The sequence below is a fragment of the Arthrobacter sp. Hb9-2 genome (assembly GCF_059091165.1).
Window position 1 is genome coordinate 73,021 of record NZ_JBNHGJ010000015.1, and the last position, 24,944, is coordinate 97,964.

Here is a 24,944-nt window from a genome sequence, read left to right on the forward strand (position 1 = left end):
GGGAAAACGCTTGCCAGACTGCTGGTGCGGCTGATAAACCAATGAGTGCTGCAGTGAGAGCTGCACCACTTCATCCCAGGTCTCAGCCCCATTGCCGGCCACCTCCGGTAACCCCATAGCTTGAAATGCGCTGCCAACCGCAGCACGATCCTGCTTTGAATCGTTCCAACCTTCCTGGGTACCGCTTTGCCATCGCTCATCGAAGGAGATGTCCGTGAACACACCCCCGCAAATGCCTCCACTTTCCAAGGAAGCTCCGCCACCGCGCCAGCGCAGGCTCCCGCCCGGAGCGAAAGCAGTCACAGCCGCCGTGGCCTCCGCTGCCATCGCTTTCACCGGGCTTCCGGCAGCCCAGGCGGATACCGCCCTGCCCCCGGTGGGAAGCGGCTTTAAATTCGACTTTGGCCCCGGCACCACCGCGGACGGCTACACGGCCGTAGCCGCCGGCACCCAGTATTCGGCCGGCATCAAGTTCGGCTTCACCGACACCGCCGTCACCTCCGGCGTGGACCGCGGAACGGGCGACCCGTTGCGGTCCGACTTTGTCCAGGCCCAGGGGAGTTCGTTCCTGGTGGACCTGCCCAATGGGGATTACACGGTCAAGCTGATCGCCGGTGACGCAGCCGAAGCCACCAACATCGCCATCACGGCCGAGAAAATGGCCAAGGTCCAGGCAACGGACAAGCCCGCCGGCCAGTACCTGGAAATGGAATTCCCCATCTCGCTGGTGGATGGCCAGCTCAACCTGGACTTCACCGGCACTGCGGCCAAGATCAACTCCCTGGTCATCGCGGCCCGCGCTCCGCGCACCGCCACCACTGACCCCGGCGTCTATCTCGCGGGTGACTCCACCGTGCAGACCTACGACCCGGGTTTCGCTCCCCAAGCGGGCTGGGGCCAGATGATCGACCGGTATTTCGACGACAGCGTCACCTTCAAGAACCACGCCATCGGCGGCCGGAGCTCCAAGAACTTCATCAGTCAGGGACGGCTGGACGAAATCCTGCGCGTCATCAACCCCGGCGACTACCTGATGGTCCAGTTCGGCCACAACGATGCCACCGTCGGCGTCGATGACCGCTATGCCTCCCCCGCCGACTACAAGGAATACCTCCGGACCTACGTCAACGGCGCCCGCCAGCGCGGCGCCACACCCGTCCTGGTCACCCCTGTGGGACGCCGGGACTACGACGAAGCCACCGGCAACTTCCGGGTCAGCTTCCCCGAGTACGTGGCCAAGATGCAGGAATTGGCCGCTGAGGAAAACGTGGCCCTGGTTGACCTCTCCGCCTCGAGCCGCGCCTACTACGACGCCATCGGCCCGGAGGACACCAAGTCCGTCTTCCTCCACGTCGACGCCGGCGTCTACCCCAACCGCCCCACCGGCACGGTGGACAACACCCACTTCCAGGAATACGGCGCCATCCAGATCGCGCGCCTGGTCGCCGGCGGGGTCAAGGAGCTCAACGTTCCGCTGGCCTCACGAGTCAAAGAGGCAGCGCCGCCGTCGTCGGTTCCTGCCAAGCCGCAGGGACTGGTGGCGGGCAGCGTCTCTAACGCCGGGGCACTCCTGAAGTGGCAGCCCGTCGAGGGCGCGGACATCTACAAGGTGTACCGCAAGCTGGCCTCCGAGCCGGACAGCGCCTACAAGCTCACCACCACTTCAACTGTCCCCACCGCCAACCTGGGCGGGCTGGCCGAAGGTACCGCCTACAACGTCCGGGTCGCCGCCATGAACGGCAAGGGTCTTTCCGAACCCAGCGACACCCTCAGCGTGACCACCAAGCAGGCAAAATACAAGTTCGACTTTGGACCCGTAGGGGCGCCGCTTGAAGCCGGCTACACCGAAGTCAACCGGACCATGGCCTACACCCCCGAGCGGGGCTTCGGCTTCAAGGACATCTCGGTGCTCAGCGACCGGGACCGGGGAGCGGTGACCAGCAACCTGCTGCGCGACTTCGTCCTCAGCGGCTCCAGCTTCGAATTCCAGCTCGACGTTCCCAACGGCACGTACGCCCTGAAGACCTACCACAGCGACTGGATCGGCTCCACGCGGACGGACGTCGCCGCCGAGGGCACTCCCTTCGGCCAGGTGTCTTCCAGCCGGGCATCCTCGGCAACCAAGATCATCAACCAGGTCCTGGTCTCCGATGGACAGCTCAACCTGTCCATCAGCGGCTCGGGCCAGCGGCTCAACGGCCTGGAGGTTACGCCCCTGCTGGTTGGTCCCACCAACCTGCACACGGCTGCGGTGAACGCCGCTGCAGAACCGCCTACCGTGGACCTCGCCTGGGATGCTGTGGCAGACGCCGCCGCGTACAAGGTGTTCCGCCAGGGATCCTTTGAAGCCCAGCCACAGCTGATCGCCGAAAACGTGACGGCAGCGTCCTTCCAGGACACCACTGCTTTCGCCGGCTTGAAGTACAAGTACTTCGTCACTGCGCTGGACAGCACGGGCCTTGAATCGGTGCCCTCCAACACTGTGGAGACCGCCCTGGTGGATCCCAACACACCAGTCCCGGCGGCCACCGGCAAGGTGGACGTGAAGGCCGTCGAGAAGACCAGTGTCACGCTCAAGTGGCAGAAAGTCTCCGGCGCTGCCGCGTACCAGGTCTACCGGTCCACCTCACCCGACGGCCCCTTTGACTACGTGGGCCGTGCCACCGAGGCGAACTACACCGACTACACCGTGCTGACCACCATCAAGTACTACTACCGCGTTACCACCGTGAACAAGGGGGGCGAATCCGTGCCCTCCCCCGTGGTGGGAACGGAAAAGGTCACCGTGGTGAACCGGCAAATGGAGCAGTTGGACCGCGCCCCCGTGGCCGTGCTGACCAGTGACGGCGTGCGGGTGGGCTGGCGCATGCTGGGCCTGGACCCTGAGCAAATCGGTTTCCATGTGATCCGGGACGGCGTCCAGCTCACGGACGAGCCGATCCGCAGCAGCACCACCTACCTGGATCCCGCTGGAACAGCATCCTCCAGGTACGTCATCAAGACCGTGGGCAACGGTGGGGACCAGCTCACCGCCGAGTTCACGCCGCTTGCCCAGGACTACCTGTCCATCAAGCTCGACAAGCCCGCGGACGACTACACCAAGGACGGCCAGCCCTACAGCTACTCCGCCGGTGACTCCAGCGTGGCGGACCTGGATGGTGACGGGACCTACGAAGTCATCCAAATGTGGGCACCGTCGAATTCCAAGGACAACTCGCAGGCGGGCTACACCGGCACTGTCTACGTGGACGCCTACAGGATGGACGGCACCAGGCTCTGGCGCATCCACATGGGGCCGAACATCCGTGCCGGCGCCCACTACACCCAGCTCCTCGCCTATGACTTCGACGGCGACGGCAAGGCTGAGGTGGCCATGAAGACGGCCGACGGCACCCGGGACGCGGCCGGCACAGCGATTGGCAACCCCAGCGCCGACCACCGCAACAGCACCGGCTACGTGCTGACCGGCGATGAATTCCTGACCGTGTTCCACGGCACCACCGGCACCGTGATGGACACGGTGAAGTACGATCCTCCCCGCGGCGACGTGGGGGCCTGGGGCGACACCTACGGCAACCGCGTTGACCGGTTCCTCGGGGCCGTTGCGTACCTCGACGGCGAGCACCCGTCCATGATGTTCAGCCGCGGCTATTACACCCGTGCCGTGCTCGCTACGTACGACCTGGTGGGCGGCAAGATCGTGAAGCGCTGGGTCTTCGATTCGGACTCTGCCGGCGCGCAGTACCGCGGCCAGGGCAACCACAACCTGTCCGTCGCTGACGTTGATGCCGACGGCAAGGACGAGTTTGTCTTCGGGTCCATGACGATCGACGATAACGGCAAGCCGCTGTACAACACAGGCCTCGGCCACGGCGACGCCATCCACACGAGCGACCTCGATCCGTCCCGCCCGGGGCTGGAAACCTTCGCCGCCCACGAGGACATGGGTTCCAGCGGCAACAAGGGTGCGACATTCCGGGACTCACGGACAGGTGAAGTGCTGTGGAGCATTCCGGCCACCAAGGACACCGGACGCGCTGCAGCCGGAGACATCGACCCCCGCCATGCGGGTGCAGAAGGCTGGGCCATCGGCGGCGACGCCGCCTGGAACTCCCCCGTCGGTGAGCTCCGCTCAGCCAAGGGCCAGCTGATTGCCAACAACATCCCGGCAGCCAACTTCCTGGCCTGGTGGGACGGCGACCTGCTGCGCGAAATCGTCGACCATGACTGGAACGCCGCCACCAACTCGGGGACCCCCAGCATCGCTAAGTGGAACTGGGAAACGGAAGCCAGCGACAGGCTGCTGACAGCAACCGGTGCCAAGACCAACAACAGCACCAAGGGGAACCCTGCCATCCAGGCGGATCTCCTGGGTGACTGGCGGGAGGAACTGGCGTGGCCTTCGGCCGACAGTACGGAGCTGCGGATCTACACCACCTCCGCAGCCACGGATGTCCGGCTCCGTACCTTGATGCATGATCCGGTGTACCGGCTCTCGGTTGCGCGCGAGAACATCGCCTACAACCAGCCGCCGCACCCCGGCTTCTTCATCGGAGAAGGCATGGAGCTGCCTGCCCAGCCGGACATTGTGTACACCCGTGCCGGTTAAGTTGCCGCGATCGCACTGAGCTGACCAAGCTGCGCCCCGTCCGCCCTTCGGCGGGCGGGGCGTTGCTGTTGGCTCGTATGTTGCATGCCCGACCCATGGGTAACCAGTGGCTTCAGTAAGATCGCACCATGACTGAGACCGGTACTCCCAACTCCGTGACCCTCCGCTTCCTGGCCGCCCCCATGGACGTGGGCCACAGCGGTTCTGTAGACGCCGGAACCGTCCTCGAGTGGGTGGACAAGGCTGCCTACGCTGCGGCCGTGGGGTGGGCAAAGTCCTACTGCGTGACGGCCTATGTGGGGAACATCCACTTCGCCGACCCCGTGAACAGCGGAGACATGGTGGAAGTGGAAGCGACCATCGTCTACACCGGACGCTCATCCATGCACATCCGGACCGTAGTGTCCTCGGGGGATCCCAAGGGCGGCCCGGCCACCATGCGCAGCCAGTGCATGGTGATCTTTGTGGCCGTCGGCGAGGACGGAAAGCCTATACCGGTGAAGCAGTTCGAGCCTGGCACGGCTGAAGAAATCGAGCAGCGGGACCACGCCCTTGCCCGCATTAGGATCCGCGAGCAGATCGTCGAAGCCATGAACCGGCAGGAATATACGGATGCGGGCACTGCCGAGCGGGTTACGCTGCGGTTTATGGCCAAACCCACGGATGTGAACTGGGGCGGAAAAGTCCACGGCGGCATCGTGATGAAGTGGATTGACGAAGCCGCCTACGTCTGTGCGTCCCGCTACTGCGGGATGGACACCGTGGCCGTATTCTCCGGCGGGGTCCGGTTCTACCGCCCGCTGCTGATCGGCCATGTGGTCGAGGTGGAAGCCCGCCTGGTATACACCGGAACGAAGGGCATGCACATCGCCGTCCACGTCCGCTCCGGCGATCCCAAGGGCGGCGAACTGAACCTCACCACCTATTGCCTCACCGTGATGGTGGCGCGCGACGCCGACGGCAACTCCGTGCCCGTCCCAGCTTGGGTGCCCGTCAGCGAAGAGGACAGGAGGCTCCACGCCCACGCCCGCGAACTGCTAGAAATCAGGGGCACAGCGCCGGGAAACCGGCTGCCGAACCATCTGCTGGCGCAGGGCTGAAGACCAGCGCCCGAAAGTCCGCTGGATGGCCCGCCCCCGCGGAGGAGCGCCGGCCCTAGAAGCCTCCGCCGCCGGCGTCGGCCGCCATGTTGGCGAAGCGGGAGTAGTGGCCCTGGAAGGCCACCACAATGTCCTTGGTGGGGCCGTTACGGTGCTTGGCCACCAGGATGTCGGCCTCACCCGCGCGCGGTGATTCCTTGTCGTAAACGTCCTCGCGGTGGAGCAGGATCACCATGTCCGCGTCCTGCTCAATGGAGCCGGATTCACGGAGGTCGGAAACCATGGGGCGCTTGTCCTGGCGCTGCTCGGATCCACGGTTCAGCTGGGACAGGGCGATAACCGGGACCTGGAGTTCCTTGGCCAGCAGCTTCAGGGCGCGGGAGAATTCCGAAACTTCCTGCTGGCGCGACTCCACCTTTTTGCCGGAGCTCATCAGCTGCAGGTAGTCGAGGATGACAAGCTTAAGATCGTGCTGCTGCTTCAGCCGCCGGCACTTGGCACGGATTTCCATCAGGGACATGTTGGGACTGTCATCGATAAACAGCGGAGCGTCATTCATCCGGCCCATCGTGGTGGCGATCTTGGACCACTGCTCATCCTTGATGGTTCCCTTGCGGAGATCCTGCAGGCCAATGGTGGCTTCGGCTGAGAGCAGGCGCATGGCGATCTCGTTGCGGCCCATTTCGAGGGAAAACATCACAGTAGCCAGGTTGTTCTTGATGGCGGCGGACCGGGCAAAGTCCAGGGCGAAGGTGGACTTACCAACTGCGGGCCTCGCTGCGATAACAATCATCTGGCCGGGGTGGAGGCCGTGCGTGAGCTCATCAAGTTCGTAGAAACCGGTTGGCACACCGGTCATTCCCTCGCCGCGGTGGCCGGACGCCTCGATCTCGTCCACAGTGGACTCCATCACGTCCTTGAGCACCACGTAATCCTCAGCGGTGCGCCGCTCGGCCACGGCATAGACCTCGGCCTGGGCCTGGTTCACCAGGTCCTCCACCTCGCCGTCCGAGCCGTAGCCCAGCTGCACGATCTTGGTGCCGGCATTAACCAGGCGCCGGAGGACCGCCCGTTCGGCAACGATCTCTGCGTAATAGCCCGCGTTGGCTGCAGTTGGAACGGTCTGGATCAGCTCATGCAGGTAGGCGGGGCCGCCGATCCGGTTGATCTCGGCGCGCTTGGTGAGCTCATCGGAGACTGTGACGGCGTCGGCCGGCTCACCCCGGCCGTAGAGGTCGATGATGGCTTCATAGATGGTTTCATGTGCCGGCCGGTAGAAATCCTGGCCGCGGAGGATTTCCACGACGTCGGCAATGGCGTCCTTGGACAACATCATTCCGCCAAGGACCGACTGTTCGGCGGGGATGTCCTGCGGTGGCTTCCGGCTCACGTCCGATCCGCGGGTGGCCTCGATCGGATCCAAATGCGCTACTGACAAAGCTGCCGTCCTCCATGTGTACCGGGGACCGAAGTGCCCGGTGGCTAACCATCCTGCTAAAGGCGTTGCGCCGCCCAAGCTGCGCTCCACCACCTGTCCAGGTTTACCGGCTGGGTCTGACAATCCTGCGCAACCCGCGGGTGTGCGGGCTTTTGCCGGAGTTATCCCCACTATCCACAGGTTTTCCACATTTGGCCGCCCCTGCAGGTTGCAGCGGTCCCGCCCTGTACCGTTTCATAGCCCTTTTGAAAGCCGTAGCGGGCACCGAAGAACAGGCACCCCGCTACGCTAGCCGCCAGGAGTTCAGCCTCCAAGCCAGCATGCGGGAGGGGTTGTGGATAACCTGTGCAGTACCGGGCATAGCTTGTGCACAGCCTGTGGGGAAAGCTGTGGAAACAAAAAAACTTTGGAACTGCTTGTGCGGCTGACCTGCGGAAACGTCTTTGGCAGCATGTGGAGTAAATATTTCTTTTGGGGAATTTCATCCACAGCCTGCACCTCGGACCCCGGCAACGAGAGACGCCCGGGGAGCCGCCAGCTGATACCGCCGGCGGCCTTGTGGCAATCATCATATTCCGCCCTGCCGATTTGACCCGGCCCCCTGCCCGCCTTTATGCACCATGCTGAATATTGCTGTGGATAACCCGGATCTGGCATAAGCTCTATGCATGGGCGAACTACTGCTGATGCTGTTGCCTGCGATTGTTTTGGTGGCGCTCATTTGGGGTCTTTTCACCGCCCTGAGCCCGCGCGACTCGGGGATGTCCGACGCCGAAAAATACCAGCGCGACCTGGCGGAGCGTTCGGCTCAGCATTACGCAGCCCAGGTCGAGGCTGCCACCGCCGCCCGCGCCCGGCTGGAACGGAATACGATGCCCAGCCAGAACACTGCCCAGGCAAAGCAATCAGATCTGGCTGCTGCCAGGAAGCACATAGAACGGCTTTAGACAATGGAATCGCTCGTGGCCCCTGTCCTTATCCTCCTGGCAGTTATTGCCGGAGTAACGCTGGCTGCCCGCGCCATCAGCAGGCGGAAAGCCGCCCGCAGCGCCGAACCGGCGGAACCTGCCGTTACCCCCGCCGAACTGGCGCGCGCGGCCGCCGCCAAACTTTCCGAAGAGGAACACCGCAGGCTTTATGCCTTGATCGCGCAGGGCCAGGCTATGGCGGCCATCAAGCTGTACTACGAGGCCACAGGAGAGGGCCTCCGGGCGTCCCGTGACGCCGTCGGGGCCCTGGCAGCCCACCCACAGCCCTACCGGGGAACAGAGGCTCCCCCTGCCCCCGTTGAAGACGACGAGGACGAGGAGCCGCAGCGCTTCCCCTACCGCTACCGGGCAATTGCCAGCAAAGGCGATGTGACCCGGGAAGTCAGCAGCAACATGCTCAATGACGAGATCTACGGAAGGATCCGCACGCTGGCCCGCAGCGGGGACACGGAAGCTGCTGCCACCGCGCTGACCCGGCACTCCGACATCACGATGAAGCAGGCAAGGGAATTCATCGAACTACTGGACGACTGACGTACGGGGCGCCGGCTTTCCCGGCGTGGCCCGGCGTCCTGTGTGGGCCAGGCCTAGAAGTCGAACATCTCTCCCAGCCAGCCTTCCTTCTTCTTATGGCGCCGCCGGTCAGGGTCCCGGTCGTAGTCCTGCTTGCCGTACCTGCGGTCGTCGTAGCCGCGCTGTTCCCTGCGCGGTTCGAAATTGGGATACAGCGGCGGGGGCGCTGCCGCGGGCGCGGGGGCCGGGCGTGCCGGTGCAGGGCCAGGCACGGAATCCGCCGCCCGGTCCAGGATTTTGTCCAGTTCGCCGCGGTCCAGCCACACCCCCCGGCATTGGGGGCAGTAGTCGATCTCAACCCCGCTGCGCTCGGTCATCAACAGTTCCACTGAATCCACAGGACATTTCATGCCCACACAACGTCCCGCGCCGCCCGAAAGTTCGGCGCGGCCGGCTTACCGTGATCCGGAGATGCCTGCCAGCAGCTGCTCAAAGGGCAGGGACTCCATCGGGGCAGGCTTCCGCCCCGGCTGCGGTCCTTCAAGCAGGCGCGTAAATTCGCCGGCGGCCCGGTTGATGCGCTCCGCAAGGCCGGAGCCGCCGTCGTCCGTCGTGCCCCAGTCCTGGGGGCCGGCGAAGACGCCAGTGGCTGCCGTCCGCGTACGGAGGTAGCTGAACAACGGCCGCAGGGCGTAGTCCAGGACCATCTGGTGGCGGTCCGTTCCGCCGGTGGCACCCAGCAGGACAGCTTTGCCGTCCAGTGACTTGGGGTCCAGGACGTCGATGAACGACTTGAACAGCCCGCTGTAGGAGGCACTGAAGACCGGCGTCACCGCGATGATCCCGTCTGAGGCTTCCACGCCTCCAATCACTTCGGCGAGGCGGGGGGCCGCGTAGCCGGTGACAAAGTTGTTGGCGATGTCCACGGCAAGGTCGCGAAGCTCCACGACGTCAATCTGGGCACTGAATCCTGCCGCCCGAAGTTGCCGCTCAGCAGAGGCGGCAAGCTGGTCCGCCAGCAGGCGGCTCGAGGACGGTACGCCGAGTCCGGCGGAAAGGACTGTGATGCGGCGGGTGTCCATGGCATTCTCCTGTTGCTCGTTCATTCCATCATACATGCGTATGCATCTATCTTCTGAACCGGGGGAGCTCTCCATCTATTCCCGTATTCCGGTTCTACAGCACCACTGATCCCCTAATGCATGTGGTCGAATGTCCGCCTACCCAGATGTCGGCGTCTTCAGCCTTGATGTGAAGGCGACCGGCCCGCCCGAGGACGGTTCCCTGCGCGGCCTCGTACTCGGCCGGGGCTCTGTTGCTGCTCATCAGCCACTGCGCCACTCCGGCGTTGAAACTGCCGGTAACGGGGTCCTCCATGATGGCATCACCGGGGAGGAAAGTCCGCACCTCAAAGTCGGCATCGGCTCCGGGTTCGTAGGCTCCGACGATTCCCACCTTCAACCCGCCCATCGCCGCGAAATCCGGCTGGACGGCCAGCACCTGCTCGGCAGATTCGAGCAGGACGCCGATCCATTGCGGGCCGTTAACCAGCCATGACGCATCAAGGATCCCGGATTCGGGAAGCCGCAGGCCGGCTGTCAGCTGCCGCCGAATGATGTCCTCCACCGGGCCGAAGCGGGTGAGCGGCGGGGCCGCGAAGGCCAGCCGGCCGGCGTCGTGCTTCACCCTGACCAAACCGGCACCGCACTCCTGCACCACAAAGCCGTCTGACTTTGGCACGCCCCCGGACTCCAGCCAGGTGTGCGCCGAACCAAGTGTCGGATGCCCCGCGAACGGAAACTCCTCGCTGCCCGTGAATATCCGCACCCGGTAGTCCGCGCGGGGATCTGTAGGGGGCAGAAGGAACGTCGTTTCGGAGAGGTTGGTCCAGTTGGCGAACTGCTGCATCTGTTCCGCGGACAGTCCCTCGGCGTCAACGACGACGGCGAGCGGGTTGCCGCGGTACGGCTCGCGGGAGAAGACATCCACCTGGTGGAAGGGGCGGCTGCGCGGGGAGGGTGAGGTCACCGGTGCAGATTATCACCGGGTGCTGGCCGGCGGTGGTCCGGTCTGCGACACTACGACCATGGCAGAGAACAAGACCCAGCCCACCGCGGTGCCCGTAGATGAGTTCCTGGCGTCGGTGGAGCACCCTGGCCGCCGTGCCGACAGCTTCGAGCTGCTCGAACTGATGGGCAGCATCACCGGGCAGGAAGCGGTGATGTGGGGACCGGGCATCGTTGGTTTCGGCAGTTACCACTACCGGTACGCCAGCGGACGGGAAGGCGATGCCGCTGCCGTGGGTTTTTCTCCGCGCAAGACCAACCTCGCCCTCTACGGACTGACCTACGGCCCGGACGCCGAGCGGCTGCTCCCGGCCCTGGGCAAGCATAGGACGGGGGTGTCCTGCCTCTACATCAGCAAGCTGCAGGACGTCGACCGCGACGTGCTCGCCGAGATGGTGCGGACGGGTTACCACCACGTGATGGCGGAGCTTCACAGCCCGTAAGCGGAAGCGGGAGGGCACGAAAAGACCCCCACCACCGGAATCCGGCGACGGGGGTCCTTGCGCAGTCAGGAGACTACTTACCTGCCACTACGTCGAGTTCGATGACAGCAGCAACATCGTCGTGCAGACGGACGTTGGCCTGGTAGGAACCAACCGACTTGATGTGTGCCGGCAGTTCAACCTTGCGCTTGTCGATGCGGCCAAGGCCAGCGGCCTCAACAGCGTCAGCTACGTCGGCCTGCTTGACGGTGCCGAACAGGCGTCCGGTCTCACCAGCCTTGACAACGAGCTTGACCGGCTTGGCGGAGAGTGCAGCGGCCTGCTTCTGAGCATCTTCCAGGGAAGCGTGCTCGCGGGCGGCGCGGGCAGTCTTGATGGACTCAACCTGCTTCTCGCCACCCTTCGACCAGGTCAGGGCGAAGTTGCGGGGGAGCAGGTAGTTACGTGCGTAACCGTCCTTGACCTCTACAACATCGCCAGCAGCACCGAGACCGGTTACTTCGTGGGTCAGAATGAGCTTTGCCATGTTAGTTAATCCCTTCCTTAGCCGCGGCCAGCGCCGGAGTAAGGCAGCAGGGCAACTTCGCGGGCGTTCTTGATTGCCTGTGCGATCTTGCGCTGTTCCTGCACCGTGACGCCAGTGACGCGACGGGCGCGGATCTTTCCGCGGTCGGAGATGAACTTGCGCAGCAATGCTACGTCCTTGTAGTCGATGACAGTGATGTCAGCGGCCTTCAAGGGGTTGGACTTTGGTTTGGGCTTACGGAGTTCAGCCTTAGCCATCGTGGAGCTCCTATTCTAGGGAGCCCGTGGATATTGATCCACGGGATGGTGGTGGTCCGACGGCGGCAATCACCTTGGTGCCTTGCGGCATTTCCGGTGTCCCGTCGTCGGGCCTTAATTGGTTGTTAGAAGGGAGGTTCGGAATCGGGGCCGTTGCCCCAGCCGCCTGCATTGGAGACACCGGGCGTTGCCCAAGGATCATCCTGTGCAGCCTGCTGGTTGCCGCCGCCCCAGCCTCCACCGGAGTTGCCGCCCTGGTTTCCACCAGGAGCGCCGCCTCCGAAGCCACCGCCGCTGTTGCCGCCGCCGAAGCCACCCTGAGCACCCCCAGCGCCGGAGCGCTGGGTGCGGTTGACCTTGGCATTGGCGTAGCGCAGGCTCGGGCCGATTTCATCGACCTCGAGCTCGATAACGGTGCGCTTTTCGCCTTCTTTGGTTTCGTAGGAACGGCTCTTCAGGCGCCCGGTAACAATCACGCGCATGCCCTTGGTGAGGGACTCGGCGACGTTCTCGGCCGCTTCACGCCAGACAGCGGCGCGGAGGAACAGGGTTTCCCCGTCCTTCCACTCGTTGGACTGGCGGTCAAAGGTGCGGGGGGTGGAAGCGATGGTGAAGTTCGCTACTGCTGAACCGGACGGTGTGAACCGCAATTCCGGGTCATTGGTGAGATTACCGATGACCGTAATGGTGGTCTCGCCTGCCATCTACTGCCTCCTTGTTCGATCCTGGGTGAAGAGTGCGTTTCCTGCGGGGTAAAGAATGAAAATTGGGCTGAAATTACTCAGCAACAACCTTCTGCTCTTCGGGGCGGGTGATCTTGGTGCGCATGATGGTCTCGTTAAGAGACAGCTGGCGGTCAAGTTCCTTGGCGGTTTCCGGCTTGGCGGTGAAGTTCACCACGGCGTAGATACCTTCGGACTTCTTCTTGATGTCGTAAGCCAGCCGGCGACGGCCCCAGATGTCAACCTTTTCGATGGTTCCACCATCGTTCGTGATGACGTTCAGGAACTTCTGAAGCGACGGCTCAACGGTACGCTCTTCGACCTCGGGGTCGATGATTACCATCAATTCGTAAGGACGCATATGTGAACCCACCTCCTTTGGGCTAAGCGGTTACGGCATTTCCGTAACAGGAGGTTCATTTGCGATGCCATGCAATGCCCCACCACCGGAACGGAGGCAGGACGCAGCACAGACTTCAATATCTTAGTGCATTTGGACCGGATAGGCGATTCGCGCTTGACTCCAAGCTAAGCGTCCGGCAGCGGCGCGGAAACCACTGCTGCGCCTATGTGGAAAACTTGCCGCTCGCGCTGGTATCCGGACTCGGGGCGGCCATCCCACCCAGCATGGGCATCACCAAATATGAGTACTTGAAGGCCCGGATCTCTCTGGTGCGGATTATGGATCAGGGTTATATTGGCAACCATCGGCTGGGTACCGTGCTGGATGCGACAAGCGGACAGACATTTGGTCCGCTGGACGTGCATTCGGCTGGCGGCCCAAATAGGCGGATTTGGACAGTACAAAGGAATACAGGTCTCCTTCTTCGATGGATGGGGACCACATGTCGTTAATAGGCCGAAGCAAGGAGCTGGACCGGATCCTTGCCGTGATCCGGGGGCCCAACGAGTCCGCACTGAGGGTCGTCGGCCAGCGAGGTGTAGGAAAATCCTCCCTGCTGTCCGAGATTCCCAGGCTTTCCGACTACCGGACTGTCTTCCTGCGGGCAAGCGCATCAGAGTCAGACTGGCCGCTCTCCGGTCTTACAGCGCTCCTGGACGGAATCGACGATCCCGTCCTTAACCGCTTCGCGGACGACTTGCTCCGCGATTCCACCGGCACCATGGACATTCCCACGGTCTCCACCATGCTCCTCAACGCACTGCACCAGCGCTCGTCCTCCCGCACGGTGATTGTCGTGGACGACGCTGACCGGCTGGACCCCAGCAGCCAGGCGGTGATCGGATTCCTGGCGCGCCGCCTTTCCCGAACCGACATGGCGCTTTTCATCAGCGTGCGCGAAGAAACCCCTGACAGCACGTTCGCAAGCCTGCCGACCCTTCTACTCAGGCCACTGAGCTACAACGACACCGTACGGATGCTCGAGTCAATCCCGGCTCGGCAGGCCGCGACCGCGGCCGCCCATGTGGTTGCCGCCGCAACCCGGGGCAACCCGCTCGCCGCCGTCGAGCTCTACACCTGCCTGCTTGAACGGCAGGCCGAAGGGAAATATGCCCTTCCGGTGCCTTTGCCCTGCAAGGGCAGCTTCGAATCCGAGTTCGCCGCGACCGTTGGCGGGCTGAGCCAGGATGCACGCCACGTCCTGGATCTCCTCTCGTTGTCCTGCCGGAGCGACATCGCGACTTTGGAAAAGGTGTACAGCCAGCTGTGGCCCGGGATCGACGAACTCCTGGCCACCGGCATGGTCAGCAGGACCGGAGCGCACCTTCGGATCCAGGACCAGCTGCTCCGCGGCTACGTCTTCGCGGCCATGACACCGGCAGTGCGGACCGCCAACCACCGTGCCATGGCCGAAGCCGCCGACCCCACTGACCCCTATGCCCGGCGGTGGCACCTGAGCTTTACCGCGTTGGAGCGGCAGACGCCGTTCGGCCTCCTCGGGTTTGCCGTTGACCTTATCCGCAGCGGGGAAATCGCCTTCGCCGTCGAATACATCGAACGTGCCCTCACCATCAACCCTTGGGAGCCCGAGGCTGCCGCCCGCCTCACTGCTGTGGCCGAACTTCTGTTCAACAGGGCCGAGTTTGTCTATGCCAAGCGCTACCTGGCCTGGGCACAACGGGTGACGGGCAACCCTGCCCTAATCCTTCGCCTGACCGGACTTGCCTTCGAGATCCAGTTCATCCAAGGGGCCGCGGTGCGCTCCAGCATGGTGTTGCGCCTGGTCAGGGAATTCGGCCAGCACGACCCCGTGTTCGCCTCGAACCTGCTGGCCATGGGTTCCCTCTACTACGCCGAGCGTTGGGAACTGGAGGACGCAGTCAACCTGCTGCAGTACATCGAGAAGTTCCGGGATTCCGCGTCCGTGGAGTGCTTGGCGATTGCAGGGCGCGCCCAGCAGCTGATCGAGGTTATCGGCGGAAACACAGAACACGCCGGCCGTAAGCATGGGGCCGGCCGGCGTGACATGGTGGCGGCGCTCCTGGTCCAGGGCCGCTCCCTGAGCTATGCCGAACACCACGAACTCGCCCAGGAGGCGTTCACCATGGTCCGGAACTCCGTTGAGGCGGGCAACATCAACTGGCGGGAAACGGCGAACTTCCTTGCGGTGGACAACGAGATCCGCGCCGGCAATGTCCGAACGGCAATCAAACTTATTGAAGACCTGGAACTCTCTGAGCCGGAGACCAAATACCATCGCGGGATGCGGCACATCTTCCGGGTGTGGCGGGCGAACGCTTTGGGTGATGAGGCACTGGCACGTGTTTATCTGGCAGAGGCACAGCACTCCTTTGGCGCCGAAAGCCACCCGGCCATGACCGCCCAACTGGCCGCCTGCCAGGGCCATTTTGCCCTCATGCGCGGCAATCTTGCGGAGTCATTCGCGCAGTTGTCCCGGGCTGCTGAGATCGGCATGGCCTTCCGAAACCCCGCCCTGCTGCGATGCGAGGCGGACCTGGTGGAAGTCCTGGTCCGCCTGGGACGGCACAGGGAAGCGACGGAAGTGCTCTTCCGCCTGGAAGGACGTTCCGTGGGCCTGCGCTCACCATGGCTCATGTCCGCTATTGCCCGCAGCCGGGCGATGCTGGCCGACGGCGAACAGTCCCTGCAGCTGTTCAGCCAGGCGCTGGAGGGCAGGATCGGCCGCGAGTCTCTCCTGGAGCGGGCCCGGACAACACTCTGCTACGCGGAGCGGCTGGGTGCGTTTGGCCGGCTGCGCGAAGCCCGGGAAGGGCTGCTGCGTGCGAAAGTGATGTTCGACGAAGCCGGAGCCGATGCCTGGACCCAGCACGTGGATTCCCTGCTGCTGGACGAGCGGGTGGAACCCGTCCGCGTCCCTGGCAACCCCGCCATGCTGATGCTCGCCGACCACGAACGGGCACTGGCAAAAATGGTGGCACGAGGGATGCGGAACAAGGAAATCGCCGCCACGCTCTACGTGTCCGTCCGGACCGTGGAAGTGCGCCTCACGGCGATCTACCGCAAGCTGGGTGTGGAATCCCGTGCCCAGCTGACGGCACTGGCAGCAGGTAAGGAAGCCGCGTCCCGGGAGCCCTACGTCCTGCCCGTCCTTTAGGCAAAGCCCGAGCCGAAGGCCAGGCAAACCGGGCCATTGCAGGTAGCCGCAGTTTCCACAGTCTTCCCTTCCGGTACCCACAGAGGCCCTGCCTTTCCCCGCTATAGCCGCCTTCGAAGGGCTATTTTGGTATCAGGTCACAGCACAAGAGCGGGCCACGCCGGGAAGGGGTAGTCATGGCAGGAATATCACTTGCCCGGTCCCACCGCGCAGCCTTTGGCTGGCCCGTTGCGTGCGTTGCTGCACAACCAGTTGGCCTGGGCCCTATCCGGGAGACGGCGGCAGAGTACATCGCCGGTGCGCAGGCGTGAGCGAGCTCATCCTTATCACCGCGAGCGGCCTTGCCCGCGAGGTCCTGGCGATGGTGCGCAGCAGCGGCCAGTACGACGTCGTGGGCCTGCTCGATGACGACAAGGAGATGGCGGGCGTCACGGTGGACGGCGCGCCGGTCCTGGGAACCATCGATGATGCCCGCAAGTACACGCACGCGTTTGTGCTCGTATGCATCGCCTCCGGAAGGTCAAGGGAAGCAGTGGTGGAGCGGCTGACAGCCATGGGCCTGCACGAGGCCCGCTACGCCACGGCAGTTGACCCCTCCGTGCAGCCGCCCGAGGGGTGCAGGATCGGCCGCGGCAGCATCCTGCTGCGGAACGTTACCCTGACTGCGTCAGTCACCTTGGGAAGCCATGTAGTGGCCATGCCCTCGGTGACCTTCTCGCACGACGACGACGTGGCGGACTTCGCCACGTTCGCCGCCGGCGTCTCGCTGGGCGGCGGCGTCCGGATCGGGCGGGCGGCCTACCTCGGGATGAACTCCAGCGTCAGGGAACGGACATCGGTCGGAGCCTATGCAACCGTCGGCATGGGCGCCGCCGTCCTCAGCAACGTGCCCGACGGCGAGACCTGGGCAGGCGTCCCTGCCCATGAAATCGACCGGGACGCGTTTGGGTTCGCTAACGGACGATGAGCGCCACTGCGCACTTCGGGCGACAGACTCTGGCGCACGTCGGCATTTCTCTAGGCGCGCACAGAGTCCGCCGCCCCGCCCGTGCGCTTACCCCTGTGCCGGCTCAGCTGCCGTCCGGACGCCAGAACCGCAGACCGCCGCTGGTGGCGCCGTCGGCGGCCACATCGACCAGGGCGTACGGGAACACCCGCCTGTCCGACTGGTCCGGTCCTCGGCCGCGGACGTCCGAACTCCACGTACCGGTGTTGATGTACCGGGCGGAGCCACCCTCGAGCGCCGACTCAAGGGCCCGGTGGGTGTGGGCTGAGACGTACCAGGCCACCCCGGACCCGTACGTCTCAAGGGTACGTACGAACCGGCCCGCTGCAGCAGGAGCCTTGTCCCCGGAGGTTGTACGTCCGGCGGCCGCAAGGACCATGCGAGTGGCGGTGCGCGGGAGCGCCGACACCGTTCGGAACCTGGACAGGCGCGCCAGGTCCCGAACGGCCACTTCATCGAGCGCGAGCCGCAGTGATTCGGTCTGCAGCAGCTCACCATACCCGGGCTCCCGGACGCGGCGTTCCGCCCGCTCAGATGCCAGGCAGGCCCGGGCAACGGCCCCGGCGCGGCTCAGGCGCGACCTGGACGGATGGGCGTGCCAGGCTGCGAGAGGTGGCAGGTCCAGCTCGTCAGTGCCATTGACTGCCGCGCGGAGTACCTCGGGAATCCGGTGCAGCGCGTGGTGCTGGTGCCCGTGCTCCGCCACGAGTACGTGGGGCACGTGCAGGAACCACGGGTGCACCCTGACCCGTGTTGTCTCGGCCGGTGACAGGAGAGCGGACAGTCTTGCGGCTACCGCCGGCCGGGCCAGCTCCACGTCGTGGTTGCCGCACACGAAGTGCAGCTGCACTCCGTGCGCTGCACTTGCCTGCAGCGCACGGTACGTGTCGGGATGCCGGACCAGGATGGACTCAAGCCGGGCCAGGCTCTCGTCCTCGTCGAACCCCGCCAGCTCGAACGTGTCACCGACAAAGACGACGTGCCGCTGCAGACCGGGGGCTGCGAGCACCTCGCGGTGCAGGAAATCGGGCAGCACTGTGCCGGGGCGCCGGGGGTCGACGCCGGACACACCCAGGTGCAGGTCGCTGAGGAGCCACCAGCGGGCCGGGCGGCTCACGCGAGCAGTTCCAACACGCGCGGCAGGAAGAAGAGCAGGGACACTATCCACATGACGGCTACGACCCTGCGGCTCACTGTCCTGCCGAGTAGCGTTGGCCGTGTCGTGGGTTGCCCGGCTTCCGGTCCAACGCGTCGGACCTCAAGCCCGACAAGGGTAACGAGCAGGGCGAGGGTGACGACCAGCGCGGCCGTCCCGATTATTGCCGACAGATCGATCATGACACGGCCTCCTGGCGTGCGCGTGCTACGCACGCGAGGATGGTGATGACGCCCATCGCGACAATGCATGCCTGCCACGACCACACAGCGAGGTAGAACATCGCCGTGGACACCGCCGTGAGGGCGGCGAGGCCAAGCGCCAGGACCAGCAACGCGCTGAGCGCGAAGTCGGTAACCGGCGTGAGTCGGGCCAGTGCCTGCCCTGGAAGCACGACGAGGACGGCTATCGCTGCGACCGCCTGCAGCGGTGTCGGAAGCCCGATGAGCGTCACGAGCGACAGCACGACGGCCGCAGCAACGACCACCGCGGTGGGCCGGCTGATGGCGGCGCTCATGGCGTCACCCGGTAAACGCGTGCGTCAACGTTGCTGAACACGAGCTCCACACCTTCCTGCGCGGTCAACCACGCTTCCAGTTCATCGAAACTACCCTCGTTGCTGACGCCCCGGACTACGAGGCTCGCTTCCGACGAGCGCGTGAGCAACACGACGGCACCGGCAGCGTTGTCCTTGGCGTTTTTGTAGACGAGCGGTCCGCACGTCGGCGTCGACAAGTCGGACTTGCACATAAAGTCGATCGTCCGGTACCGGTGTTCGAGGTATGCCTCGCTGCGCCACGGCGTCGGGGTGGACGCCGAGATCATCATTGAACCGGGGGGCGCGAGGCGCTGTGCAGCGGCGACGGCGGCGATCTCATTGTCGGTGAAGACGTCATACTGGGCGTTCCCGAACCTGCCTGTCACGGTCATCCCGGCCAACAGGAGGCACGTGAGCGCAAGGCCACCCGCGGCGCGGGAGGAGGGGCGTGTGCTGCCGTCCGCGGGGAGCAGGACTGAGCACGCCTGCAGGGCGATGAAGGGCAGCGCGAACAGCGAGACGCGGATGAGCATCTCCCCGCCGTACAACTGGACGGGGAAGAGCAGCAGTGGGGTGAGGGCAAGGAGGACCACCCGGATGTCGAGACGCCCCCTGCGCCAGTCGCGCACGGCCCCTGCCGTGGCAAGCGCCCACAGCACGAGGGTGAGAAGGACCCGGACCTGCACCACGAGCACGTGGCCCGCAGTTCCGCTCACGCGGTCGACGACATTGGCGTCGATTGCGGCCAGCAGTCCTCCTTCCGCCAGGGGTGGGTTACCGGCGAGGTATGCGCTTGCGGGGTAGACGAGCCAAAGCGCCAGCACGACCCCGATGATCAGAGGCAGCCGGCTGGGCCAGACACGTCCGCTCAGGGTGAGGGCGGTGACGGTAATGAGCACCAGGAACGGCGTCAGTTGATGGCTGGCGCAGATGACCGTGATCAGCAGGAGGGTCACCGCGAGGGCGGTCACCCGGTGCCCCGGCCGGTGCTCGGCGGGTGACCGCCCTCGCCACCACTCCACCAGGTCGGCGCGTCCGAAGCCGAGGAACTTGGGTGTCCGCGCGGCCAGCGGGCCGAGGACCAGCGCGATCACAACGAGGTACAGGAAGAAGCCAAAGGCCTGGGGAGACAGGTAGTCCTGGTCCTGCCAGTTGCCGAGGCAGAAGATCCAGAGCACGAGCCAGCGCCGCCGCGCATCGCGGGTCAGGTAGCCCGTCAGGACACTCAGGGCAGCGAGCCATAGACCCATGTTGAGCACCGGCGCCCATAGGGCAACGGTCACCGGGTCCAGACCGGTCGCCTTAAGCACCGTTGCCAGGAGGGCGAAGAAACCCGGCCAGTTGAAGTAGGCATCGATGTCCGGGTTGACCCCTTCGGTGCGCGTGAGTGCGTCCGCAATGCCGAGATGGCGGAACGCGACCTCACCCCGCGGTATGTCCGTCACGAAGGATGCGGTCCCAAAGAGCACGAGGACCAGCACCAGCACCAGCCACAACATAACCGGGCGGCTTGCCGGGCCCGTGGAATCTCCGCGCAGCGCCACGACAAAGGCGACGTTCAGGACCAGAAGCCCCACCCAGAACGGGTAGGGCAGGACGGCGACGAGCCCCAGATCGCTGTTTACGGGTAGTGCCACCGTGGACGCGGCCCATACGGTAAGCACCAGTGACACTACTCCCGCCAGTGCGCACCCCACGTCACGGGGCTTCCAGCGGGCCTGGATACTGCTGGGTGCATCAATTGTGGTGGTCATCTTGACTCCTTGGTGATGCGCCGGAGAACGGCGACTAACCGTAGGCCGACCGCAACGGCCCCAATGGACAGCACCACCAGCCACGCTTGGGCCATAGCACCGGGGCCTGTTTCGGCGACCCACAGCGCTGAAACGCAGAGGGCGACTCCGATCGTCACGCCGACCACGATCGGCTCCGTGTAGCGGCCGAGAGCCCGGCACACGGCGTTGTAGGCCTGCAGCACCGCGTACGGCAGCAGTCCGGCCGCCAACCACCGCAGCGCGTCAGCGGATGCGTCGGCGTACCGCTCGCCCAGCAGACTAAGCAGCGGGTGAGCGAGGAGGACGAGGACGACTGCGGCCAGGCCTCCTACGGCGAGCGACCAACGAAGACTCGCCCAGGTTGTGGACACCAGGCGGTGCGGGTCGCGGACACCCTCGGAAAACTGGACGATGCCCATCAGCATCGGAGCGGAGTAGGCTGCCCAGGCCATCATCCATGCGGGATACCAGTAGGCAGCGGTCTCCGGTGCCACCGTGTGGGCGAGCAGGAGCGGCAGCACCAGCCCGGGGGCGCGCTCCGTGAGGGTGAGGAGCTGGTACGGGATACCCACCGCCAGCAGTGGACGGCCGCGAGCCGAGCGCAGGGATGGTCGCGGCCGGTAGCCAATCAGTTTTCGCAGCTGGACCACGCCGACGACGCACGCCACCGTATTCCCGAGGGTCCAGCAGGCCATCACCACGTCGGCGGAGGCGCCGTGCGCCTGCCAGGCCACGAGCGCTGCCGCCCCGAGTGAAACCCCGCCGCCCAACGCGTACCGCAAGCTAGCGCTGGCACCGCGGCCCAACGCCACGAGCGCCTGGTCCAGGACGATCACCAGGGTGCCGGTGACGGCAGCCGCAAGGAATGTAAGCCAGAAGAGAACCGAGGCCGACGCCGTGTCCGGCGCCACAGCCGACTGCAGCACGAGGTAGCCGACGGCCAGCACGGTGCCGGCTACCCCCACGATGGCGAACGCCGCATCCAGCACCCGAGCGGGCGGCTCTCCCCGCCCCACGGCAACAATTACGGCCGACCCGGCACCCAGCACTGCGAGCTGCGTGCAGATCATCACTGCCGCAACTGCGGCCATGGTGAGCCCGACCTCACGGTCTGACGTCGCACGCGCCGCCACGACCCAGAAGGCAAAACCCCAGCCAATCTGGGCGCCCTTGCCAACGATGAGGCCAAGGGAACTGCGCAAGGCGGAGTGCCGAACGGTTGAGGGGTCCGTGACGGCGGTCCCAACCTCGGCACTCATGACGCGAGACCTTTTCTCAGGCCCGCATAGTTGTACCAGCAGAAGGCGAGGTAGTAGCGCAGCCACCGGGGCTGGCCGGAGGCGAGGCTTAGGGCGCTGCCGCGGACTGCCGCGGCGGCGGGCAGCAGCGCCAACCTCGCACCTCGCCAGCCGTGCTTGCGGATCATCCGTCCCAGTCCTGTTCCGTCCATAAGGAACTGGTCGAGCGCAAAGTCGAAGTCGTCCGCCGCGAAGCGGTGTTCGACAACGACCCGTTGTGACACGCCGGTTCGCAGCCCTGCCTGCCGCATCCGCCAACGCAGCTCGATGTCCTCCCCCGACTTGAACTTGTCGTCGAAACCGACACCCAGCATGAGCTCCCGGTCGACGACCGTCGCCACGAGCCCGAACCAGTTGCGGCTGCGGCCGGTGCGGTGGTGGTGTGCGAGCGCCTGCCCCCAGTAGCCGGGTCCGGCGACACTCTCCAGACCGGCCTGGAGTGCGTCGTAGCCGCCTTCGACCAGCTCCGAGAGCAGGTCTGCGACCCCCGTTGGCCCGAACACGACGTCGGAATCAACGAGCAGGACCCAACGGGTGTTGCTGTTCTGCACACCGAGCGTTCGGGCCCACGGCAGGCCACGGCCCTCGTCACTCAGGATCCTGGCACCGGCCGCGAGGGCGATTTCGACGGTCCTGTCGGTAGAGCATCCGTCCACCAGGATGATCTCGGCGACGCCGGACTGGCGCAGGGCTTCCAGGCAGCGCGGGAGCATGAGCTCCGCGTTGCGGGCCGGAACAACCGCGGTGATCTCGGAAGGGCTTGGACCCACTCTGTCCACCCCCTCAGATCTGCTCGTCGAGGACCGACGGCAGCAGCTCCTCGAGATACCGGACGATGTCGTCCGACGCCTCGTCCGCGCTGTACGCGGCAGGCACCTGCAGCAGGTGGCAGGGCCGCCCGTCGAGGGCTTTGCTCAGCACTACGCCTTTCGCGGCGAAGTGCTCACGCCATGGGACGACGGACGTGGCGGCCAGGCCTGTCACCACATGCTGCGAGAAGCCAGCCATCTCGATGTGGAAGTTGCCGAGCATCCGGTCCACCATCCAATCGGTTGTCCGCTCGACAATCCGGGACCGGGAGCCCTCGTAGCGCTCAATGTAGATGGCCGCCGCGAGCGGGGCCGTGGTGGTCACTTCGCGGCCGGGAAACGCCTTCGCAGCATCAACCATGCGGTGCTCCGGCGACCACCGCCGGGAGAAGTCCGCGAGGCGCGGGTAACGGATGACGTAGGGATGCACCACCGTGGTGAGGCGGCCGACGCTCTTCGAGAGCTGCGGCGGGACGAGGGGCTTCCGGACACCTTCAAACAGGTGCGGGTAGATGGCCCGGTGGTGCGGCTTGATGAACATCGGCTTCGCGTAACCGAGCAACGTGGCGTCCTCGGCGAGGAAGGCCCAGTCATCACCCATGAACGACCACCCTTCGCGCCGCATCAGCTTGGCGGCGGTGCTCGTCTTACCGGTCCCCCCGGCGGCCGGAAGCGCGATCGCGTGCCCCCGGTACGCCATGGTTGCCGCGTGGATCATCCCCGCTCCTCGAGCGACCATGGCGGCATCCAGAACAGGGACCACGGAGGTCAACAGCTCGCCCGGGCCGTGGATGCGCCACTGGTTTCCGTCCCTCACGACCTGGAGCCGCTCGGCCTGGAAGCGCACGCTGTTTTCCGTGTACGCGAGCTCGTGCTCAAGCAGACCGGCATCCGGCATTGGCTCCAGTTGGTCATCCACCGTGATATCGGCCGGCCGTTCGGTGTCGGTAGCGAAACACGCCAACATGCTTCGGAGCTGCGGCGCTGACGGCGCCGCTGCGTCAACGCGGAGCGTGATGCGGCCATGGATGTCGAAGTGCAGTGCCTTGGTGTTGGTTTCGGTCTGCTTGTGCATTGTTTGTCCCCTGTTTTAGTGGTGCCTGTTAGATGGTTTTGCTGGTAGATGTGTCGGACGGATGGTTGCTCATGTGGACGGGTGTCGGTCGTGTCGACGGCGTCCGGCTAGTTCGCCAGCGTGAGTACCAGCTTGGGTGCGTATATGCCACTGCTGGCCTCCTTGGAATTAAGGTCCACGCCGTCGCTGCTGCTGGAGTCCATACCAAGAGAGAGTTCCTGGCCGAGCTCACCTATCAAGGCGGTGGCGTTCAGCGAAACGTTGTAGTTGGTGTTGGTTGCTGTTGGCCCGAGCGTGCCGAGAATGCTGGTGCCGAGCGCGGGCTTGTTGCTGTAGGTGATGCCAGTCTCGGTCCAGCTGTCAATAGCAACCAGCTTGACGTTCTGCGTACCCGTGGACCCGCTCCCGGCGCTGCGCAGCTGCAACACTGCACCCTGCAACGTTCTGCCTGCATAAGCCTGCAGGTTGAACTTCAAGTACGTGATCTCCTCGGTGCTGGCGTCTACGCCCAGCATGGTACTGGTGCCATTGTTCACTGTCACCGCCCCTGCCGAGACGTAGCTGTCAGCGGTGGCAGTGAGCGTCACGGTCTCCGTCGTGCCGCCGCCACCCGCCGGAGCCGCCGTGGTGAAGGTCCAGGTCCTGTCCGCTTCCAAGGCGTTACCTGCAGAATCCTTCACGCCGCTGGCGCCACCCTTGATCGTCGCCGTGTACAACGTACTCGCCGCAAGATCCGCAGTAGGATTCAACGTCGCAACGTTGCCCGCGTACGTCACAGCCGCCGACACCGGCGTCGTCCCCGGCCCCGTCAACGTGAACGTGCTCGACGAAACAGTCGAGGCAGTCATTGCCTCCGAGAACGTCCCCGTCACATTCGACGACACCGCCACAGCATTACCGGATGGCGACGTAGCCGTCACCGTCGGAGGCGTCGTATCACCGCCGCCGGCTGGAGCCGCCGTGGTGAAGGTCCAGGTCCTGTCCGCCGCCAAGGCGTTACCTGCAGAATCCTTCACGCCGCTGGCGCCACCCTTGATCGTCGCCGTGTACAACGTACTCGCCGCAAGATCCGCAGTAGGATTCAA

General features: G+C 64.9%; 24 protein-coding genes and 1 pseudogene. 8 read left to right on the plus strand and 17 right to left on the minus strand.

Annotated elements, in window-relative coordinates:
• The first annotated feature begins 208 nt into the window (after positions 1–208).
• The gene (locus AC5RV1_RS10605) at positions 209–4,609 is read left to right on the plus strand and encodes a rhamnogalacturonan lyase family protein (RefSeq protein ID WP_493994499.1); all 4,401 of its coding nucleotides are present in this window, start codon (positions 209–211) and stop codon (positions 4,607–4,609) included.
• A gap of 128 nt (positions 4,610–4,737) precedes the next feature.
• On the plus strand, positions 4,738–5,709 hold the full coding sequence (locus AC5RV1_RS10610; RefSeq protein ID WP_493994500.1) for an acyl-CoA thioesterase: 972 nt from the start codon (positions 4,738–4,740) through the stop codon (positions 5,707–5,709).
• Between the two features lie 55 nt (positions 5,710–5,764).
• On the opposite strand, the gene dnaB is transcribed toward AC5RV1_RS10610, so the two are convergent.
• The gene (dnaB, locus tag AC5RV1_RS10615) at positions 5,765–7,147 is read right to left on the minus strand and encodes a replicative DNA helicase (RefSeq protein ID WP_163165060.1); all 1,383 of its coding nucleotides are present in this window, start codon (positions 7,145–7,147) and stop codon (positions 5,765–5,767) included.
• Positions 7,148–7,815: 668 nt separating this feature from the next.
• Between dnaB and AC5RV1_RS10620 the strand changes: the two genes are divergently transcribed.
• Complete coding sequence (locus AC5RV1_RS10620; RefSeq protein WP_493945527.1) at positions 7,816–8,094, plus strand: hypothetical protein; 279 nt, start codon at positions 7,816–7,818, stop codon at positions 8,092–8,094.
• Positions 8,095–8,097: 3 nt separating this feature from the next.
• Entirely contained in the window at positions 8,098–8,670 is a 573-nt protein-coding gene (locus AC5RV1_RS10625; protein WP_493945528.1) for a hypothetical protein, read from the plus strand.
• 53 nt (positions 8,671–8,723) lie between these two features.
• Here AC5RV1_RS10625 and AC5RV1_RS10630 read toward each other — a convergent pair whose 3' ends face one another.
• The 3 genes from AC5RV1_RS10630 to AC5RV1_RS10640 all read right to left on the minus strand — a co-directional run bounded on the left by AC5RV1_RS10630 (position 8,724) and on the right by AC5RV1_RS10640 (position 10,677).
• A complete protein-coding gene (locus AC5RV1_RS10630; protein ID WP_493945529.1) occupies positions 8,724–9,059 on the minus strand; it encodes a TFIIB-type zinc ribbon-containing protein in 336 nt (111 codons plus the stop codon).
• Between the two features lie 45 nt (positions 9,060–9,104).
• Positions 9,105–9,731: an FMN reductase gene (locus AC5RV1_RS10635; RefSeq protein ID WP_493994508.1), complete on the minus strand. Its 627-nt coding sequence runs from the start codon at positions 9,729–9,731 to the stop codon at positions 9,105–9,107.
• 94 nt (positions 9,732–9,825) lie between these two features.
• Positions 9,826–10,677 carry a PhzF family phenazine biosynthesis protein gene (locus AC5RV1_RS10640; RefSeq protein WP_493994501.1) on the minus strand — a complete coding sequence of 284 codons (852 nt, stop codon included), beginning with the start codon at positions 10,675–10,677 and terminating at the stop codon, positions 9,826–9,828.
• Positions 10,678–10,735: 58 nt separating this feature from the next.
• Between AC5RV1_RS10640 and AC5RV1_RS10645 the strand changes: the two genes are divergently transcribed.
• A complete protein-coding gene (locus tag AC5RV1_RS10645) occupies positions 10,736–11,158 on the plus strand; it encodes a DUF1801 domain-containing protein (protein ID WP_493945531.1) in 423 nt (140 codons plus the stop codon).
• A gap of 73 nt (positions 11,159–11,231) precedes the next feature.
• On the opposite strand, the gene rplI is transcribed toward AC5RV1_RS10645, so the two are convergent.
• From rplI to rpsF, 4 genes are all read right to left on the minus strand, one after another.
• Entirely contained in the window at positions 11,232–11,684 is a 453-nt protein-coding gene (gene rplI, locus AC5RV1_RS10650) for a 50S ribosomal protein L9 (protein WP_461173125.1), read from the minus strand.
• A gap of 17 nt (positions 11,685–11,701) precedes the next feature.
• Positions 11,702–11,941 carry a 30S ribosomal protein S18 gene (rpsR, locus tag AC5RV1_RS10655; protein WP_003800144.1) on the minus strand — a complete coding sequence of 80 codons (240 nt, stop codon included), beginning with the start codon at positions 11,939–11,941 and terminating at the stop codon, positions 11,702–11,704.
• Positions 11,942–12,066: 125 nt separating this feature from the next.
• Positions 12,067–12,645 (minus strand): single-stranded DNA-binding protein, encoded by a 579-nt coding sequence (locus tag AC5RV1_RS10660; RefSeq protein WP_163165048.1) that lies wholly within the window; start codon positions 12,643–12,645, stop codon positions 12,067–12,069.
• A 73-nt stretch (positions 12,646–12,718) separates the two neighbouring features.
• Positions 12,719–13,024, minus strand: coding sequence for a 30S ribosomal protein S6 (rpsF, locus tag AC5RV1_RS10665; protein WP_015939036.1), 306 nt, complete (start codon positions 13,022–13,024; stop codon positions 12,719–12,721).
• 484 nt (positions 13,025–13,508) lie between these two features.
• Here rpsF and AC5RV1_RS10670 point away from each other — a divergent pair, with 484 nt between their 5' ends.
• From AC5RV1_RS10670 to AC5RV1_RS10680, 3 genes are all read left to right on the plus strand, one after another.
• Entirely contained in the window at positions 13,509–16,202 is a 2,694-nt protein-coding gene (locus AC5RV1_RS10670) for a helix-turn-helix transcriptional regulator (RefSeq protein WP_493994502.1), read from the plus strand.
• Between the two features lie 176 nt (positions 16,203–16,378).
• Complete coding sequence (locus AC5RV1_RS10675) at positions 16,379–16,513, plus strand: hypothetical protein (RefSeq protein ID WP_493945535.1); 135 nt, start codon at positions 16,379–16,381, stop codon at positions 16,511–16,513.
• The gene (locus AC5RV1_RS10680; protein WP_493945536.1) at positions 16,510–17,169 is read left to right on the plus strand and encodes an acetyltransferase; all 660 of its coding nucleotides are present in this window, start codon (positions 16,510–16,512) and stop codon (positions 17,167–17,169) included. Before AC5RV1_RS10675 ends, AC5RV1_RS10680 begins: the two co-directional genes overlap by 4 nt.
• Positions 17,170–17,272: 103 nt before the next feature.
• Here AC5RV1_RS10680 and AC5RV1_RS10685 read toward each other — a convergent pair whose 3' ends face one another.
• The 9 genes and pseudogenes from AC5RV1_RS10685 to AC5RV1_RS10725 all read right to left on the minus strand — a co-directional run.
• Positions 17,273–18,325: a metallophosphoesterase family protein gene (locus tag AC5RV1_RS10685; protein WP_493994503.1), complete on the minus strand. Its 1,053-nt coding sequence runs from the start codon at positions 18,323–18,325 to the stop codon at positions 17,273–17,275.
• The gene (locus AC5RV1_RS10690) at positions 18,322–18,546 is read right to left on the minus strand and encodes a hypothetical protein (protein ID WP_493945538.1); all 225 of its coding nucleotides are present in this window, start codon (positions 18,544–18,546) and stop codon (positions 18,322–18,324) included. The genes AC5RV1_RS10685 and AC5RV1_RS10690 overlap by 4 nt, the downstream gene beginning before the upstream one ends.
• Positions 18,543–18,881, minus strand: coding sequence for a hypothetical protein (locus AC5RV1_RS10695; RefSeq protein ID WP_493994504.1), 339 nt, complete (start codon positions 18,879–18,881; stop codon positions 18,543–18,545). The genes AC5RV1_RS10690 and AC5RV1_RS10695 overlap by 4 nt, the downstream gene beginning before the upstream one ends.
• Positions 18,878–20,656, minus strand: a complete 1,779-nt coding sequence (locus AC5RV1_RS10700) for a glycosyltransferase (protein ID WP_493994505.1) — start codon at positions 20,654–20,656, stop codon at positions 18,878–18,880. Before AC5RV1_RS10700 ends, AC5RV1_RS10695 begins: the two co-directional genes overlap by 4 nt.
• Positions 20,653–21,936: a lipopolysaccharide biosynthesis protein gene (locus tag AC5RV1_RS10705; protein ID WP_493945542.1), complete on the minus strand. Its 1,284-nt coding sequence runs from the start codon at positions 21,934–21,936 to the stop codon at positions 20,653–20,655. The genes AC5RV1_RS10700 and AC5RV1_RS10705 overlap by 4 nt, the downstream gene beginning before the upstream one ends.
• Positions 21,933–22,745, minus strand: coding sequence for a glycosyltransferase (locus AC5RV1_RS10710; RefSeq protein ID WP_493945543.1), 813 nt, complete (start codon positions 22,743–22,745; stop codon positions 21,933–21,935). The genes AC5RV1_RS10705 and AC5RV1_RS10710 overlap by 4 nt, the downstream gene beginning before the upstream one ends.
• A 13-nt stretch (positions 22,746–22,758) precedes the next feature.
• Complete coding sequence (locus AC5RV1_RS10715) at positions 22,759–23,859, minus strand: hypothetical protein (RefSeq protein WP_493945544.1); 1,101 nt, start codon at positions 23,857–23,859, stop codon at positions 22,759–22,761.
• 107 nt (positions 23,860–23,966) lie between these two features.
• On the minus strand, positions 23,967–24,446 hold the full coding sequence (locus AC5RV1_RS10720) for a CBM96 family carbohydrate-binding protein (RefSeq protein WP_493994509.1): 480 nt from the start codon (positions 24,444–24,446) through the stop codon (positions 23,967–23,969).
• Between the two features lie 96 nt (positions 24,447–24,542).
• Positions 24,543–24,944: pseudogene (locus AC5RV1_RS10725) on the minus strand (Ig-like domain-containing domain); the annotation flags it as partial.

Coding starts and splice junctions, on each gene's coding strand:
- AC5RV1_RS10630 (WP_493945529.1), bottom strand. CDS start 9,059: ATGAAATGTCCTGTGGATTCAGTGGAACTGTTGATGACCGAGCGCAGC.
- AC5RV1_RS10670 (WP_493994502.1), top strand. CDS start 13,509: ATGTCGTTAATAGGCCGAAGCAAGGAGCTGGACCGGATCCTTGCCGTG.
- AC5RV1_RS10610 (WP_493994500.1), top strand. CDS start 4,738: ATGACTGAGACCGGTACTCCCAACTCCGTGACCCTCCGCTTCCTGGCC.
- rpsR (WP_003800144.1), bottom strand. CDS start 11,941: ATGGCTAAGGCTGAACTCCGTAAGCCCAAACCAAAGTCCAACCCCTTG.
- AC5RV1_RS10645 (WP_493945531.1), top strand. CDS start 10,736: ATGGCAGAGAACAAGACCCAGCCCACCGCGGTGCCCGTAGATGAGTTC.
- AC5RV1_RS10660 (WP_163165048.1), bottom strand. CDS start 12,645: ATGGCAGGCGAGACCACCATTACGGTCATCGGTAATCTCACCAATGAC.
- rpsF (WP_015939036.1), bottom strand. CDS start 13,024: ATGCGTCCTTACGAATTGATGGTAATCATCGACCCCGAGGTCGAAGAG.
- AC5RV1_RS10605 (WP_493994499.1), top strand. CDS start 209: ATGTCCGTGAACACACCCCCGCAAATGCCTCCACTTTCCAAGGAAGCT.
- rplI (WP_461173125.1), bottom strand. CDS start 11,684: ATGGCAAAGCTCATTCTGACCCACGAAGTAACCGGTCTCGGTGCTGCT.
- AC5RV1_RS10705 (WP_493945542.1), bottom strand. CDS start 21,936: ATGAGTGCCGAGGTTGGGACCGCCGTCACGGACCCCTCAACCGTTCGG.
- AC5RV1_RS10695 (WP_493994504.1), bottom strand. CDS start 18,881: ATGAGCGCCGCCATCAGCCGGCCCACCGCGGTGGTCGTTGCTGCGGCC.
- AC5RV1_RS10625 (WP_493945528.1), top strand. CDS start 8,098: ATGGAATCGCTCGTGGCCCCTGTCCTTATCCTCCTGGCAGTTATTGCC.
- AC5RV1_RS10675 (WP_493945535.1), top strand. CDS start 16,379: ATGGCAGGAATATCACTTGCCCGGTCCCACCGCGCAGCCTTTGGCTGG.
- AC5RV1_RS10620 (WP_493945527.1), top strand. CDS start 7,816: ATGGGCGAACTACTGCTGATGCTGTTGCCTGCGATTGTTTTGGTGGCG.
- AC5RV1_RS10715 (WP_493945544.1), bottom strand. CDS start 23,859: ATGCACAAGCAGACCGAAACCAACACCAAGGCACTGCACTTCGACATC.
- AC5RV1_RS10700 (WP_493994505.1), bottom strand. CDS start 20,656: ATGACCACCACAATTGATGCACCCAGCAGTATCCAGGCCCGCTGGAAG.
- AC5RV1_RS10690 (WP_493945538.1), bottom strand. CDS start 18,546: ATGATCGATCTGTCGGCAATAATCGGGACGGCCGCGCTGGTCGTCACC.
- AC5RV1_RS10635 (WP_493994508.1), bottom strand. CDS start 9,731: ATGGACACCCGCCGCATCACAGTCCTTTCCGCCGGACTCGGCGTACCG.